Genomic DNA, 15923 nt, shown 5'->3' on the forward strand with positions numbered 1-15923 from the left:
GGTCGCTCTGCCGGATCGATAAAGGCCGATGACAGTCGGTAGCTATGAATTCCAGCGGAGCGACTGCGATGCGCGTACATCATCTGGACTGCGGCTGCATGTGTCCGGTCGGCGGAGCACTGTTCGACGGTTTCAGCCGGGGCCTGACGGCTCATCTGACCTGCCACTGCCTGTTGATCGAAACCGATGCCGACGGCCTGGTGCTAGTGGACACCGGCTTCGGCATTCGCGACGTCGAACATCCCGAGCAGCGCCTGAGCCGGTTCTTTCGATACTTCAACAACATCCGTCTGGAGCATCGCTATACCGCCCTGGCGCAGATACGCGCGCTGGGTTTCCGGCCCGATGATGTGCGCCATATCGTGCTGACCCACCTGGACTTCGATCATGCCGGCGGCCTGGAGGATTTTCCCGGCGCGCTGGTCCACGTCATGCGCTCCGAGATGGACGCCGCCGCGAACGCCGCAGGATGGCGCGACACCCGGCGGTTTCGCGCCCGGCAGTGGGAGGGCGTCACGAACTGGGCGTTCTATGCGCCCGACGGTGAGAAGTGGCAGGGGTTCGATGCCGTTCGCACGCTGCGCGGCGGCAGCGACGACGACATTCTGCTGGTCCCGCTGCAGGGGCATACCGCCGGGCATGCGGGCATTGCCGTGCGCACAGCGGATGGCTGGCTGCTGCACGCTGGCGATGCGTATTTCTACCGCGGCGAAGTGGGCGAGGCGACACGCCGCTGCACGCCCGGCCTGCGGTTCTACCAGCGCATGATGGACCACGATCATCGGCAGAGAATGGCCAACCAGAACCGGCTCCGGGTCTTGTCGATGGCCGCGGATTTCAAACTGCGAATGTTCTGCAGCCATGACGTCAAGGAACTGGAGATGGCGCGCGGCAGCGCGGTGGTCCGGCCCTGAACCTGTGAGATTCAAGGAGTACTCGCATGCACTTGATAGAGATCTTTCTGCCGTTGGCCGACAACCAGGGCCAGCGACAGCCTTCGAAACTGTTCGAACAGGTTCGCCATGAACTGACCGAACAATACGGCGGCCTGACCGCCTTTACCCGCAGCCCCGCCAAAGGGGTGTGGCAGGACGACGGTGATAACCGGCAACAGGATGACATTGTGATTTACGAGGTCATGAGTCAGGCCCTCGACCGAGGCTGGTGGTCTGACTACAAGGCTGGGCTTGAGGCACGTTTCAAGCAGAAGGAACTGGTGATCCGGGTCCATCAAGTCGAGATTATCATCGATTGATCCTGACGCGACCGGCCTGAACGATCGTCTCCAGCGCTACTCGAATCCTGTGAATCCTCTATCAACGACCACAGGAGATCATGACCATGATCAGTGAGACCGAAGGCAACGAAGAGAAGGGGCCGAACCGCGTGCCTTTCATCAATGACCCGGCAAAACCTGCCAATCCGGAGCAAATCCGTGAGCAGGCCGAGGATGACGAAGAAATGCCGGACGACAGTTACCGGGACGCCTGACGTCTCGAACCGGTCGTTCAGATATGGTTGTTGATCCACATCCATAGCGGCAGCGTCGCCGCTGACAGGATCGTGGTCAGGCAGATCGCCGAGCTGGTCTTCTGGCTGTCTTCGGTCGAACGCGCGAACCCCAGGACGTTGACGCCACTGGGGTTGGCAGCCATCAGCACCAGCACTGCACGTGGCATCCCGCTCAGGCCGGTCATCAGGCAGGCCACCAGAACCAGCACCGGCAAAGCGACCAGCTTGGCGACGGTGATGCCGATGGCGTACGCGCTGGGTGTCAGCCGGTAACCCGAAAGATTGGCCCCCAGCACGATCAACGCACAGGGCAACGCAGCCTGGGCCAGCCAGTTCGCCAGTTGCAGGCTCCAGCCGGGCAGAGCCAGCCCGCTCAGATTTACGCCCACGCCCAACAGCAGACCTACAATCATCGGATTGGCAAGACTGCCGACCAGCGTCGAGGGCTTGAACGGCTCGCTGCCGGCGAAGCTGTTGTACAGGCTTTGAAAGCTGAACAGCAGCAAGCTGTGCACCGCCAGTACCGTAAACAGCAGGACTAGCCCGCTGGGGCCGAACAGCCCGGCGACGATGGGAATGCCCATCAAAGCGTTATTGCCGAAGGCCGCTGTCAGTCCAAAAGGGGTCGGACGACCGATGAAGCGATGAGTCGCCAGATTCACCACCGCGAAGACGATCAAGGCCGGCACGAAGTAGACGACCAGCACGGTCAGGTCCAGCCCGTCATGCAACGGCGCGTTGACCATGCCGGTGAACAGCACCATGGGCATGAACAGTTTGAAGGCCAGGTCAGTCAGCGCCTTGCGGGGTTCAGCGCTCAGCACGCCGCGTCGGGCCAATACATAACCAATGATGATCAGCAGGAAGATCGGCAAGATGATTTGCGGAACAGACACGGCGCGCCTCCTTGAAAGTGCGCGCATTATTACTGTCTGTTTCACGAATTGTCAGTCTAATCTTGCAGAAATTTCTACACTGGCACATAAATTGCTTAGCGCTTGCTATAGGTCGATAACACCAGGTTAAGGTCTGTGGGGTCTTGACCACGAATCGCAGGAGGGCAAGCGCAGTGCAGTCGTTGAATCTGCGGCAGATCGAAGTGTTCCGAGCGGTGATGATCACCGGTTCCATCAGTGGCGCCGCGCAGTTGCTGCTGGTTTCCCAGCCTGCGGTGAGCCGCATGCTGTCCCACACCGAGCTCCGGATCGGGTTCCAGTTGTTCGAGCGCATCAAGGGCCGGCTATACCCGTCGCCCGAGGCCAGACGGCTGTTCGGCGACGTCGAATCGGTGTATCGCGACATCCAGCGGGTCAATACGACCCTGCACGATCTGGTTCAGCAACGCCACGGCGTGCTGCGCATCATGAGCAGCCCGAGCCTGGGTCATCAGCTGGTCCCTGACGCCATCGCGGCGTTCCGGCGCGCCAACAGCGATATCCGCGTCAGCCTGGAATGCCTGCGTCACGTCTCACTGCGCGATCGCTTGCTGGACCTGCAGGCCGACCTTGGCATTTCCCTGTTTCCCATCGATCACCCGAACCTGCGAGCCGTGCCGGTCAGCGATATCCGGGTACTGGTGGTGTGCCCGGTCGACCATGACCTGACCAGGCTCTCGACGCACGAGCTGCCCCAGGCGCTGGCCGAGACGCCGTTCATTGGTTACCCCGCCGAAACGCCGTTCTGCGGTTTCGTGAAGCCGGCGTTCGAACGCGTGGCGTTGCCGTACCGGCCGGATATCCATGTCGATTCGCCGCACCATGCCTGTGCTCTGGTCAAGAACGGTGCAGGCTTTTCGGTCGTCGACGAAATTTCCTACGGGGCTTCCGGCGCCGAGCGCATGGCGGTGTTGCCGATTCTGCAAGAAGAACGCCTGACGGTAAGCCTGGTGCATTTGCGTCGCGAACCGCTGGCACAGTTTGCCCAGGGCTTTGTCGAGCAGTTGCGCAGTACCTTGGCCGATAACGGATTCAAGTTGCTGAACAGCGATTAACACCAGGTTAATGAGCGCCGACGTATTCGCATACGACAGCGGTCGACCGACCTTCCACAATGACCGGGACAGCAGGGGCACTGGCACCTGGCCGGACTTGGGGAAGACATCAGCATGCGGGAACTCATCATCGGCGGCGCGCAGCTGGGCGCCATTCAGAAAAGCGAATCCAGAGCGTCGGTCGTGCAGCGCATGCTGGCATTGCTGGAACAGGCTCGTGAGCGAGGCTGCCAGCTGGTGGTGTTTCCCGAGCTGGCGCTGACAACTTTCTTCCCGCGCTGGTACATGACCGATCAGGCCGAAGTCGACACCTGGTTCGAGCGTGAGATGCCAAGTAATGCGACCCAGCCATTGTTCGACTACTCCCGCGAGCACGGCATTGCCATTTCGTTTGGCTACGCGGAGCTGACCCCGGAAGGCCGACATTTCAATACTGCGATCCTGACCGACCGCCAGGGCAATATCGTTGGCAAATACCGCAAGGTGCACTTGCCCGGTCATGTCGAATTCGACACCGAGCGGGATTTCCAGCATCTGGAAAAACGTTACTTCGAGCCGGGCGACCTAGGTTTTCCCACCTGGGAAACACATGGCGCGGTGATGGGCATGTGCATCTGCAACGACCGACGCTGGCCCGAAACCTATCGGGTGATGGGCCTGCAGGGCGTCGAACTGATCACCCTGGGCTACAACACGCCGTCGATCAACTCCCAGAACCGGGGCGAAGGTGAAGAGCACCGCCTGTTTCACTCGGAGTTGTGCATGCAGGCCGGTGCCTACCAGAACGCAACCTGGGTGGTCGGCGTCGCCAAGGCCGGGGTCGAGGACGGTTTCCCGTTGATGGGCGGCAGCGTCATCGTCGATCCGAACGGCTTCGTCGTTGCCCGAGCCGTGGGGCAGGGCGACGAGCTGATCGTGCATGCCTGCGATATGGATATGTGCAACTTCGGCAAGACCACGATCTTCGATTTCGCCCGTCATCGACGCATCGAACATTACGGCATCATCACCCGCCAGACCGGCGTCGAACGCCCCTGACCTGGAGTCGTGCTCATGCGCACCCTATACCTCAACGGAAGCTTTGTTCCGGAAGACCAGGCGAAGATCTCGGTCTTCGACCGTGGCTTCATGTTCGCCGACGGCATTTATGAAGTGACCGCCGTGCTGGATGGCAAGCTGGTGGACTTCGATCTGCACATGGCGCGTCTGGCGCGCTCGCTCGACGCCATGGCACTCGACGCGCCACTGGACCGCGACGCCTTGCTGGCGATTCATCGCGAACTGATCGCCCGCAACGACCTGCAGGAAGGGCTGGTGTACTTGCAGATCACCCGTGGGGTCGAGGACCGCAACTTTCTGTTTCCGGCCAGCGGCAGTCCCTTGACCATCGTGCTCTACACCCAGGCCAAGGTCGTGCTGGAAAGCCCGCTCGCCAGACGCGGCATGAACATCATCGGGCTGCCGGACTTGCGTTGGGGACGCAGCGATATCAAGACCACTCAGCTGCTCTATGCGTGCATGGCCAAGGAGCAGGCGAAAGCGCAAGGCGCCGACGACGCCTGGCTGGTGAAGGACGGACAAGTGACCGAAGGCACCTCCAACAATGCCTTCATCATCACCCATGACGGGGCGGTGGTGACACGCGGGCTTTCGCCTGCGCTATTGCCCGGCATCACCCGGGGCGCGCTGATTTCGCTGGTCAGGGAACAGAATCTGCGCCTCGAAGAACGACCATTCACCCTCGAAGAAGCCGCGCAGGCCGCCGAGGCGTTCATCACCTCGTCGACTTCCTTCGTGTACCCCGTGGTAACGCTGGACGGCCAGGCGATCGGCGACGGTGCTCCGGGTCCGCTGACCCGCCGCTTGCGCGAACTCTATATCGAGCACGCCCGACAGGTTGCGCTCTAGCGAAAACCTCGCGCGCACAAGGCCCAGGCGTTCAGAGAAACGCCGGGCCCGCGACCCGCTTTTTTACGCTTCACAGCTGACTGCCAACACCCCACCTGGCCACTTGCAAGGACTGTTGCGCATGAACTCACGTCTGTTCCGAACACCAATCGCTCGTCTGCTGATGCCCCTGGGTCTTGCTGTCGCGCTCAACGCCCCCATGGCGTTCGCGGCCGAGAAAACGCTGCACGCTGTGATGTCTTCGTCGCTGCGGGTCCTCGATCCGATCTCGACCACCGCGCAGATCACCCGCAACCATGCGTACATGATCTATGACACGCTGATCGGCATGGACGAGCATTTTGTGCCCAGGCCGCAAATGGCCGACTGGACGATCTCGCCCGACGGACTCACCTACACCTTCAAATTGCGTGACGGGCTGCTCTGGCATGACGGCAAGCCGGTGACCGCAGCTGACTGCGTGGCGTCGCTCAAGCGCTGGGCGCGTTTCGACGTGGGCGGGCAGTTGATGATGAAATACACCGCCGGGATCGTCGCCAGCGACGACAAGACCATCACTCTGACGCTGTCGAGCCCTTTCGGCTATGTCCTGGAATTGCTCGCCAAGCCGTCGTCGGTGGCGGCGTTCATGATGCCGGAACGGGTGGCGAACATTGCCGACGGCCAGACCATCAGCGATTACACCGGCTCCGGGCCCTACGTTTTCGTCGCCAGCGAGTTCGATCCGGGCAACCGCGTGGTATACGAGAAATTCAAGCAGTACGTGCCTCGCGCCGAGCCGGCCAGTGGCACGGCCGGTGGCAAGGTGGTCAAGGTCGACCGCGTGGAATGGCTCAACATGCCGGACCGGATGACCGCGCTGAATGCGCTGTCGTCCGGCGATATCGACTTCATCGAACAGGTGCCCGTGGACCTGTTGCCGATGGTCGAGTCGGACGAACGCTTGAAGTCGGGCGTGCTGGGCAAGCTGGGGCTGATGACCGGCGGGCGCATGAACTTTCTCTATCCACCGTTCGATAACCCCGAAATCCGCCGTGCCGCCTTGCTGGCGATGAACCAGAAAGATGTTCTGGACGCGCTGGTGGGCAACCCGGAGTACTTCAAGCAATGCGCCTCGGTATTCGGCTGCGGCACCGTGCTGGAAACCGAAGCGGGGGGCGAGTCCCTGACCCATGGCGGCGATCTGGAACAGGCCCGTGCCTTGCTCAAGAAAGCCGGCTACGACGGCACGCCGGTGGTGATCATGCAACCGACCGACGTTCCCAGCCAGGCGCCGCAACCGGTGGTGGCGGCACAGGCCCTGCGCAAGGCAGGTTTCAAGGTCGACCTGCAACCCATGGACTGGCAGACTCTGGTGTCGCGCCGCGCCAGCCAGAAAACGCCGGCCGAAGGCGGCTGGAACCTGTTCTTCACCTACTGGAACGCCGAAACCATCTGGAACCCGGTGGTCAACCCGATGCTTGACGGAAATGGGCAGAAAGGCGCCTGGTTCGGCTGGCCGACCGATCCTGTCATCAACCAGCTGCGCGTCGATTTCGCGACCGCCACCGAGCCCGCGCAGCAGAAGGCGATTGCCGTGGACATCCAGAAGCGTGCCATGGAGCAGGTTGCCTACATCCCGTTGGGACAGTACTACGACGTCGCGGCCTGGAACAGCCGCATCAGCCACCTGATGACCGGACCCTCGACAGTCTTCTGGAACGTCGAGAAAGCCGACTGACGCCTGCCTGCGGAGATGTCCATGCTGGGTTATTTCTTTCGCCGGGTGCTGGCGGCCGTTCCGGTCATGCTGGTAGTCGCGCTCTTCGTGTTCCTGCTGCTGCGCCTGTCGCCGGGCGACCCGGCGGCGATCATCGCCGGCGACATGGCCAGCCCCGAGCAACTGGCCGCGATTCGTGAAAGCCTGGGGCTGAATCAGCCGTTGTACCGCCAGTTCTTCGTGTGGATCTGGCAGTTGCTGCAAGGCGATTTCAGCATGTCGCTGATGGCCCACACCCCGGTGCTGGGCATGATCGGTCAGCGTGTGGAACCCACTTTGAGTCTGGCGCTGGTGGCCATCCTGTTTACCGTGCTGATTTCGGTGCCGCTTGGCGTGCTGGCGGCCTGGAAGCATGGCAGCTGGATCGACAATCTGGTGATGTCCAGTTCGGTGCTGGGCTTTTCCGTGCCTGTGTTCGTGATCGGCTACGTGCTGATCACGGTCTTCGCCCTGGAGCTCAAATGGCTGCCGGTGCAGGGCTTTCGCAGCATCGGCGACGGCATCGGGCCATTCGCCCAGCGCATCGTGCTTCCGGCGCTGACGCTGTCGACGGTGTACGTCGCGCTGGTGGCGCGCATGACCCGGGCCAGCATGCTCGAAGTGCTGGGCGAGGACTACATCCGCACCGCCCGGGCCAAGGGCCTGGCCGAAACACACGTGCTGTTTCGGCACGCGCTGCGCAACGCGATGATTCCCATTCTGACAGTGATCGGCACCGGCTTCGCGCTGATGATTTCCGGCGTCGTGGTCACCGAAAGCGTGTTCAACATTCCGGGGCTGGGCCGGCTGATCGTCGACGCCGTGCTGGCCCGCGACTATCCGGTGATTCAGGGCATGATTCTGCTGACCAGCGGCGTCTATGTCGTCATCAACCTGCTGATCGATCTGTCGTACGCGATCAGCGATCCACGCATTCGCTACTGAGGCCCGGCATGAACGAACCGGTTTCACTGACCGTCCCCGGACCCCGACAGCGCTGGCTGCGGCTGCCGCGCATGCCGCTCACCTCGACGCTGGCGCTGCTGGTGCTCGTGATGATCCTGTGCATGGCGATCTTCGCGCCCTGGCTGGCCCACCATGACCCGGTCGCCCTGGCGCCCGCGGCGCGGCTCAAGCCGCCGAGCGCGGAATTCTGGCTGGGCACCGATGCCTACGGCCGCGACCTGTATTCGCGGATCGTCTATGGCGCGCGCATATCCCTGACCGTTGGGCTGGGCGTGACGGTGCTGAGCATCCTGATCGGACTGCCGCTGGGGCTGTTGGCCGGCTATTTCCGGCGTCTGGACGCCTTGTTGATGCGCGTGATGGATGGCCTGATGGCGATTCCCGGCATTCTTCTGGCGATTGCCATCGTGTCGCTGAGCAGCGCGGGGATCTGGACCGTAATGGTTGCAATCATGATCCCGGAAATTCCCCAGGTTGTGCGGCTGGTGCGTTCACGAGTGCTGTCGACCCGGGAGGAGCCGTTCGTCGAAGCCGCAGTGCTGTCCGGCACCTCGACCCTGCGGATTCTGACCCGGCATCTGATGCCGGGCACTCTGGCGCCGCTGATCGTGCAAGGCACCTATATCTGCGCCTCGGCGATTTTGACCGAGGCGATCCTGTCATTTCTCGGGGCGGGCATCGGCACCGAAATCCCCACCTGGGGCAACATCATTTCCGAGGGCCGGGTGTACTTTCAGCTCAAACCGTCGCTGGTGCTCTGGGCGGGCCTGGCGTTGTCACTGTGCATCCTGTCGATCAATCTGCTCGGCGACGCCGCGCGCGATGCGCTGGATCCTCGCATGAAAAAAAGGAGTGCGTCATGAACGCATTGATCTCCCAGACGCTGTGTGTCGACAACCTGAGCGTGGCGACCGCCGAGGGGCGGGCGATCCTGCAGAATGTTTCGTTCGAGATTGCCCCCGGCGAAACCCTGTGCCTGGTGGGCGAGAGCGGTTCCGGCAAATCCGTGACCTCGCTGGCGACCCTCGGCCTGTTGCCGGGTAACGCCCTGAATGTTACCGGCGGCAGGATTCTGCTCGGTGGCGAAGATGTGCTGCGGGTCAGTGCCGGGCGGCTCAAGGCGCTGCGCGGCAGCCGGATGGCGATGATCTTCCAGGAACCCATGACCGCGCTCAACCCGGTGCTGACCGTCGGCCGGCAGATCGACGAGGTGTTGCAGACCCATACCGGGCTGGGCGCTGCCGAGCGTCGCGCCCAGGTGATGAATGCCCTGGCGCAGGTACATCTGCCCGATATCGAGCGGGTTCATGATGCCTACCCGCACCAGCTCAGCGGCGGCCAGCGTCAGCGGATCATGATCGCCATGGCCTTGGTCCTGGAACCGCGCCTGCTGATCGCCGACGAACCGACCACTGCGCTGGACGTCACCACGCAACAGCAGATTCTCAAGCTGATTCGCGAACTCCAGCACAAGCACGGTACCGCCGTGTTGTTCATCACCCATGACATGGGCGTGGTCGTGGACATTGCCGACCGCGTATGCGTGATGCGTCAGGGCCAGGTCGTCGAGTCCGGGACGGTCGAAGCAGTTCTGTCGCGCCCCCAACAGGATTACACCCGCGCCTTGCTGGCCGCCGTGCCGGATCTCAAGCCACGCGCCGCGCGCGACGAGGCAGTCGGGGCGCGCGTGGTGCTGGACGTGAGCGAACTGAGCAAGGTCTATCCGCCCGCGGGCGGCAGCTGGCCCTGGCTGGGCAAGCGCCGCGCCGGCACCCATGCGGTGCAGGCGGTGTCGTTCAGCCTCAGGCGCGGGCGGACCTTGGGAATCGTCGGCGAAAGCGGCTCGGGCAAGTCCACGGTGGCGCGCTGCGTGATGCGCTTGCTGGCGCCGACCCAGGGCGCGGTCCGGGTCACCGGCAAGGATATTTCCGAGTTGTCGGCAGCCGGGCTCAAGCCCCACCGCAAACGCATTCAGATGATCTTCCAGGACCCCAATCGCTCGCTGAACCCGCGCATGAGCATTGGCAAGAGTCTGATCGAAGGGCCGATGAATCATGGCGTGCCCTTCGCCCAGGCCTGGGAACGCGGCCAGCAACTGCTCGAACTGGTCGGACTGCCTGCCGACGCCATCGACCGCTATCCGCACCAGTTTTCCGGGGGGCAGCGGCAGCGCATCGCCATTGCCCGGGCCTTGGCGATGGAGCCGGATGTGATCGTGGCCGACGAAGCCGTCTCGGCGCTGGACGTTTCGGTTCAGGCGCAAGTGCTGCAACTGCTCGATGACATCCAGCAGCGTACCGGCGTGGCTATCCTGTTCATCACCCATGACCTGCGGGTCGCCGCGCAAGTGTGCGACGACGTGCTGGTGATGCAGCGCGGGCAGGTCGTCGAGTACGGCCCGGCCGGGCAGGTTCTGGCCGACCCCCGGCAAACCTACACCCGACAGTTGATGGATGCGGTTCCCGGTAAAGGCTGGAACTTCAGTACAGGCCAGAGGATTTCCCCATGAGTTTCGATCTATTGTTTCTGGGCGTGACCATCGTCGACGGCACGGGCGCGCCGCCTTATGTCGCGGACCTGGGCACCCGCGGCGACCGCATCGTCGCCATCGGCGACCTGGCCGGGCAGGCCGCTCACCAGGTCATAGACGGCCACGGTCGCTGCCTGATGCCGGGCTTCATCGATGTGCATACCCACGACGACACCCATGTGATTCGCTCGCCTGAGATGCTGGCCAAGATTTCCCAGGGCGTCACTACCGTCATCGTCGGCAACTGCGGGATCAGCGCTTCCCCCGTAACCCTGCCGGGCGTGCCGCCGGACCCCATGAACCTGCTGGGCGACCGGGAAGCGTTCGTTTACCCCAGCTTCGAGGCCTATGCCGCTGCGGTGGAGCAGGCGACGCCCAGCGTGAATGTCGCGGCGCTGATCGGCCATACCGCGCTGCGCGCCAACGTCATGGATCGCTTTGACCGGCCGGCCGAAGAAACGGAGTTGCAAGCCATGGCCGATACCCTGGAGCGCGCTCTGGATGCCGGTGCCATCGGCCTCAGTACCGGCCTTGCCTACACCAATGCCCGGCAGGCGCCGACCGAGGAGGTGCAACGGCTGGTGGATGTGGTCGGCCGCCACGGCGCGCTCTATACCACGCACATGCGCAACGAGCATGACGGCCTGCTGGACTCTCTTGAAGAATCCTTCAGCACGGCCCGCAACGCCGGCGCCGACCTGGTGATCTCCCATCTCAAATGTGCCGGGGCCGGTAATTGGGGCCGCGCGCCGCTGGCGCTGGACGCACTGGAACAGGCCGCCGCCCGGCAGTCGTGCAACTGCGACTGTTATCCATACTCCGCCAGTTCCACCACGCTGGACGCCTGGCGGGTCGATGGTCAGATGGAGATTTATATCACCTGGTCCGATCCCCATCCCGAGATGGCCCGCCAGACCCTGGCGGCCATTGCCGAACAGTGGGGCGTGGACCAATGGCAGGCTACCGAGCGCCTGCGGCCGGCGGGTGCCATCTATCACATGATGAGCGAGGACGACGTGCGCCAGATTCTTGCCCACCCGTTGTCGATGGTCGGGTCCGATGGTCTGCCCAGCGATCCTAATCCGCATCCCCGGCTATGGGGCACTTTTCCGCGGGTCCTGGCCCATTACTGCCGGGACCTGAAGCTGTTCGACCTGCCCGAAGCGGTGCGCAAGATGACCGGTCTCTCGGCCCAGCGTTTCCGGCTGCACGATCGTGGCGTGCTGCGCGAAGGCGCTTTTGCCGATCTGACCCTGGTCGACATGGAGCGCATTCAGGACGTCGCGACCTACAGCGATCCGTGCCGACAGGCGCCGGGTATCGATCTGGTGGTGGTCAACGGCGTGATCGGCTATCAGGACGGGCAGCTACGCCAGCGTCAGGGCCGTTTGCTCAAGCGCCGGTCGAACGCGGGTCAGCCTTCGGCATGAATAGCGATCACACAACCGATAAAGGGAGAGGACTGTGCAGGTAGTCGTGATAGGCGCGGGCGTTGTGGGGCTTACCAGCGCCTGGTATCTGGCCAGACAGGGATTGCAGGTCACGCTGGTGGATCGGCATGCGGAGGTCGCCCAGGAAACCAGCTTCGCCAATGGCGCTCAGCTCAGCTATGACTATGTCACCCCGTTGGCCGGTCCCGAAGTGATCGGCAAGCTGCCGCAATGGCTGTTGCGCGCGGACTCCCCGTTGCGCTTCCGGCCGCGCATGGACCCGGTCCAGTGGCGCTGGTGCCTGCGCTTTCTGCGCGCCTGCAACCGGGCCATGGTGCAGCGCACCATTGGCGAGATGTTGAGCCTGTCCTACTTGAGCCGTGACGCGCTGGACAGCTTGCTGAGCGAGCATCCACTGGAATTCGAGCTGACCCGGACCGGCAAGCTGGTGGTGTATCGGGACCCGGCCGCGCTAGATGGCGCAATGCCCATGGTGGAATGGCAACGCGCGCTGGGCGCCGACCAGCGCATGCTTGACACCAGGCAATGCCTGGCGCTGGAGCCGACCTTGTCCGGCATGGGCGGGCAACTGGCCGGCGGGGTCTACACCCCCGGCGAGGCTACGGGTGATTGCCTGCGCTTCTGTCAGGGCATCCGGCAACTACTCGGGCAGATGCCAAACGTGCGGCTCGCGCTCGGTACTGAAGTTCAGGCGTTGGTCAAGGAGCGGCGACGCGTGGTGGCGGTGCGCAGCTCCCAAGGCGACATCGCGGCGGACGCAGTGGTGGTCGCCGCCGGAATGTTCAGCGTGCGACTGCTCAAGCCGCTGGGTATTGCCTTGCCGCTCTACGGCTTGCGTGGTTATAGCCTGAGCGTTGCCATGGACCGGTCCATGCGGGCGCCGCAGCTGAGTGTCACCGATGCTGCGCGTAAGGTGGTCTATGCGCCGCTGGGCAATCGACTGCGCATTGCAGCCATGGTCGACATGGGCGTGGACCGCGCCGATGTCGACCCGACCCGCATCGCTCTGCTCAAACAGCAGGTGACCGAGGTATTCCCACAGCTGGATCTCGCCCAGGCCAGCGCCTGGGCCGGGCTGCGCCCCAGCACGGCGGACAGCAAGCCGATTATTGGCAGGGCGGATGGCTTCGACAATCTCTGGCTGAATGCCGGGCAGGGTGCCTTGGGCTTTACACTGGCGCCCGGCTGCGCGGCACTGCTGACGGCGCAGATGACGGATCAGCCAGCGCCGATTGACCCGGCGCCGTTTCGGCTGCGCTGAATGAATCAACAGTAGGTGAATCGTATTCCGTTGGTATACCATCAGTATTCACCGAAATCGAGAGCCGTTGCCATGCCTGCTGCGTCGTCCGAACCGAGACTGTCCAAAGCCGTATCCCGTATTCGTCCGTCTTCCACCGCAGCCGTCGCTGAAGCGGCTCGCCGCCTGGCGCAGGAGGGCCGCAAGGTCATCAGCCTGAGCACCGGCGAACTGGATTTCGATACCCCCGAGCACATTCAGCAAGCGGCGATAGACGCGATGCGGCAAGGGGATACGCGCTACACCAGCGTCGCGGGCACCGCGGCCCTCAAACAGGCAATCATCGCCAAGTTCCAGCGCGACAACGGCCTGGAGTACACGCCTGACCAGGTGATCGCTTCTACCGGCGCCAAGCAGATCATTTTCAATGCGCTGCTGGCGACGCTGGAACCGGGCGATGAAGTGGTCTTCGCCGCGCCCTATTGGGTCTCCTATCCGGAAATGGTGCTGCTGGCCGGGGCCGAGCCGGTCGCGGTCACGCCCGGCGCGGCCGATGGATTCAAGCTCACTCCCGAAACCCTGGCCGCGGCACTGACACCCAATACTCGCTGGCTGCTGCTCAATTCACCGGGCAACCCGTCCGGCGCGCTGTACAGCGCCGAAGAGCTTCGGGCCCTGGCCGCCGTTCTCCAGCGATACCCACGGGTGCTAGTGATGTCGGACGACATCTATGAACACATCGTCTTCGACGGCCGCTTTGCCTCGTTCGCCCAGGCCGTGCCGGAGTACTTCGAGCGCACACTGACCATCAATGGTGTCTCCAAGAGCCACGCCATGACCGGCTGGCGTCTGGGCTTCGCCGGCGGGCCGGCGTGGCTTATCAAGGGCATCGAGCTGTTGCAGTCGCAGAGCACGAATAACCCGTCGTCCATCAGCCAGGCCGGGGCGGTCGCGGCGTTGAACGGCCCGCAGGATTTCATCGCCGACTGGTGCCGGCAACTGCGCAAGCGCCGCGACCATGCGTTGAGCGTGTTCGCCGAGGCCCGCCCGCTGCTCAAGGTCGAATGCCCACCGGCTTCCTTCTATCTGTACGTGGAATGTGGCGCGCTGATCGGGAAGAAAACCGCGCAAGGACAGCTCATCGAATCGGACGTCGATGTATGCGGCTACCTGCTGGAAGAGGCGGGGGTAGCCGTGGTGCCGGGCACCGCTTTCGGTCTGCCCCCGTATTTCAGGGTGTCCTATAGCGTGAGCGATGAACAGCTGGCGAACGCCTGCGCGCTGATTGTCGATGCGTGCAGGGCGTTGCGCTGATGAATGCCCGCAAAGTCCCGGAAGCGGACTGGGCGCTGGCCGACCGGCTGTTCGCCGATTTGCACGCCCTGAGCTTCGACGGCGTGGGAATCACCCGCGACAGTTATGGACCGGGCGAGCAACGCGCCCACCAGTTGTTTCGACGCTGCGCCGAAGAAGCAGGCTTGCTGGTCAGCGTCGATGCCGCGCTGAACCTGTATATGACGCTGCCCGGCGCCATCCGGAATACCGGCGTGGTCATGACCGGCTCGCACCTGGATTCGGTGCCCCGTGGCGGCAATTACGACGGTGCGGCTGGCGTGGTCGCCGGGCTGGCGGTGCTCAGCGGCTGGCGCCGAGCCGGCCATCAGCCCCGGCACGACGTAACCGTCATGGCGGTTCGCGCCGAGGAAAGCGCCTGGTTTCCGGTTTCGTACGTCGGCAGCAAGGCCGCTTTCGGCTTGCTGCCCCCCGAGGCGCTCGACGCACGCCGCGCCGATTCCGGGCGGACTCTTGGCGAGCATCTGCGGGAATGCGGCGGTGACCCCGAGGCCGTCGCTGGTGGCACGGCGGCGCTGCTGCCGGCGCGCGTCGACAGCTTCATTGAGGTTCACATCGAACAGGGACCGGTGTTGATCGAAGCCGGTGTTCCGCTGGGCATTGTCAGCGGCATCTGCGGCAGTCTGCGCTATCGCAAAGCGAGGGCGACCGGCTGTTACGCGCACTCCGGCGCAACGCCCCGCACCCATCGGCGCGACGCAGTGGTCGCGGTCAGTCGGCTGGTGATTGCCATGCAAGCGATATGGGCCGATCTGGAGCGGGCCGGGCATGAGCTAACCGTGACCGTAGGGCAGTTCTGGACCGATCCGGTCCAGGCAGATTTCAGCAAGGTCGCCGGTGAGGTGAATTTCTGCATCGACCTGCGTTCCCGGAAGCCATCGACCCTGGCGCTGATGGACGAGCACTTGCAGGCAGCTCTGGGCGAGATCTCGACGCAATCGGGAGTAAGCTTCGAGCTGGGGGAGCGCACCGGGAGCACAGCGGGCGTGATGTCCGCCGAAGTGGTCGACCTGTTGGGCGAGGCGGCTGGCGAGGCCGGCGTACAAACGCTGTCGATGCCCAGCGGCGCGGGTCACGACGCGGCGCTGTTTGCGGGGCAGGGCATCGACACTGCGATGCTGTTCATCCGTAATGCCAACGGCAGCCATAACCCCGACGAAGCGATGGATATGCAGGACTTCCGCAGCGCCGTTCAGGTGCTGGGCGTGGCGCTGGCGAAGCGCGCGGGGTAAGGC

General features: G+C 63.6%; 15 protein-coding genes. 14 read left to right on the forward strand and 1 reads right to left on the reverse strand.

Features of this window, described 5'->3' with window-relative positions; translation table 11 throughout:
- Positions 1–68: 68 nt before the first annotated feature.
- The 3 genes from TRP66_RS00105 to TRP66_RS00115 all read left to right on the forward strand — a co-directional run bounded on the left by TRP66_RS00105 (position 69) and on the right by TRP66_RS00115 (position 1491).
- Entirely contained in the window at positions 69–914 is an 846-nt protein-coding gene (locus TRP66_RS00105; RefSeq protein ID WP_333399288.1) for an MBL fold metallo-hydrolase, read from the forward strand.
- 26 nt (positions 915–940) lie between these two features.
- Complete coding sequence (locus tag TRP66_RS00110; RefSeq protein WP_333399289.1) at positions 941–1255, forward strand: hypothetical protein; 315 nt, start codon at positions 941–943, stop codon at positions 1253–1255.
- A gap of 80 nt (positions 1256–1335) precedes the next feature.
- A complete protein-coding gene (locus TRP66_RS00115) occupies positions 1336–1491 on the forward strand; it encodes a hypothetical protein (RefSeq protein WP_333399894.1) in 156 nt (51 codons plus the stop codon).
- 17 nt (positions 1492–1508) lie between these two features.
- Here TRP66_RS00115 and TRP66_RS00120 read toward each other — a convergent pair whose 3' ends face one another.
- Positions 1509–2408, reverse strand: coding sequence for an AEC family transporter (locus TRP66_RS00120; RefSeq protein WP_333399290.1), 900 nt, complete (start codon positions 2406–2408; stop codon positions 1509–1511).
- 173 nt (positions 2409–2581) lie between these two features.
- On the opposite strand from TRP66_RS00120, the gene TRP66_RS00125 reads away from it, so the two are divergent.
- The 11 genes from TRP66_RS00125 (at position 2582) to TRP66_RS00175 (ending at position 15920) form a co-directional block, all read left to right on the forward strand.
- A complete protein-coding gene (locus TRP66_RS00125; RefSeq protein WP_333399291.1) occupies positions 2582–3502 on the forward strand; it encodes a LysR family transcriptional regulator in 921 nt (306 codons plus the stop codon).
- A gap of 114 nt (positions 3503–3616) precedes the next feature.
- Positions 3617–4540, forward strand: a complete 924-nt coding sequence (locus TRP66_RS00130; protein ID WP_333399292.1) for an N-carbamoyl-D-amino-acid hydrolase — start codon at positions 3617–3619, stop codon at positions 4538–4540.
- 15 nt (positions 4541–4555) lie between these two features.
- Positions 4556–5410: a D-amino-acid transaminase gene (locus TRP66_RS00135; protein WP_333399293.1), complete on the forward strand. Its 855-nt coding sequence runs from the start codon at positions 4556–4558 to the stop codon at positions 5408–5410.
- Positions 5411–5531: 121 nt separating this feature from the next.
- On the forward strand, positions 5532–7130 hold the full coding sequence (locus TRP66_RS00140; protein WP_333399294.1) for an ABC transporter substrate-binding protein: 1599 nt from the start codon (positions 5532–5534) through the stop codon (positions 7128–7130).
- 21 nt (positions 7131–7151) lie between these two features.
- Positions 7152–8093, forward strand: coding sequence for an ABC transporter permease (locus TRP66_RS00145; RefSeq protein ID WP_333399295.1), 942 nt, complete (start codon positions 7152–7154; stop codon positions 8091–8093).
- 8 nt (positions 8094–8101) lie between these two features.
- Positions 8102–8977: an ABC transporter permease gene (locus TRP66_RS00150; RefSeq protein ID WP_333399296.1), complete on the forward strand. Its 876-nt coding sequence runs from the start codon at positions 8102–8104 to the stop codon at positions 8975–8977.
- A complete protein-coding gene (locus TRP66_RS00155; RefSeq protein ID WP_333399297.1) occupies positions 8974–10623 on the forward strand; it encodes an ABC transporter ATP-binding protein in 1650 nt (549 codons plus the stop codon). Before TRP66_RS00150 ends, TRP66_RS00155 begins: the two co-directional genes overlap by 4 nt.
- The gene (locus tag TRP66_RS00160) at positions 10620–12074 is read left to right on the forward strand and encodes an N-acyl-D-amino-acid deacylase family protein (RefSeq protein ID WP_333399298.1); all 1455 of its coding nucleotides are present in this window, start codon (positions 10620–10622) and stop codon (positions 12072–12074) included. The genes TRP66_RS00155 and TRP66_RS00160 overlap by 4 nt, the downstream gene beginning before the upstream one ends.
- Positions 12075–12108: 34 nt before the next feature.
- The gene (locus tag TRP66_RS00165) at positions 12109–13356 is read left to right on the forward strand and encodes a D-amino acid dehydrogenase (RefSeq protein ID WP_333399299.1); all 1248 of its coding nucleotides are present in this window, start codon (positions 12109–12111) and stop codon (positions 13354–13356) included.
- Positions 13357–13428: 72 nt separating this feature from the next.
- Complete coding sequence (locus TRP66_RS00170; protein WP_333399300.1) at positions 13429–14649, forward strand: pyridoxal phosphate-dependent aminotransferase; 1221 nt, start codon at positions 13429–13431, stop codon at positions 14647–14649.
- Positions 14649–15920 carry a Zn-dependent hydrolase gene (locus TRP66_RS00175; RefSeq protein ID WP_333399301.1) on the forward strand — a complete coding sequence of 424 codons (1272 nt, stop codon included), beginning with the start codon at positions 14649–14651 and terminating at the stop codon, positions 15918–15920. Before TRP66_RS00170 ends, TRP66_RS00175 begins: the two co-directional genes overlap by 1 nt.
- Positions 15921–15923: the final 3 nt, after the last annotated feature.

Source organism: Pseudomonas sp. JDS28PS106 (assembly GCF_036706555.1).
Taxonomy (GTDB): Bacteria; Pseudomonadota; Gammaproteobacteria; order Pseudomonadales; family Pseudomonadaceae; genus Aquipseudomonas.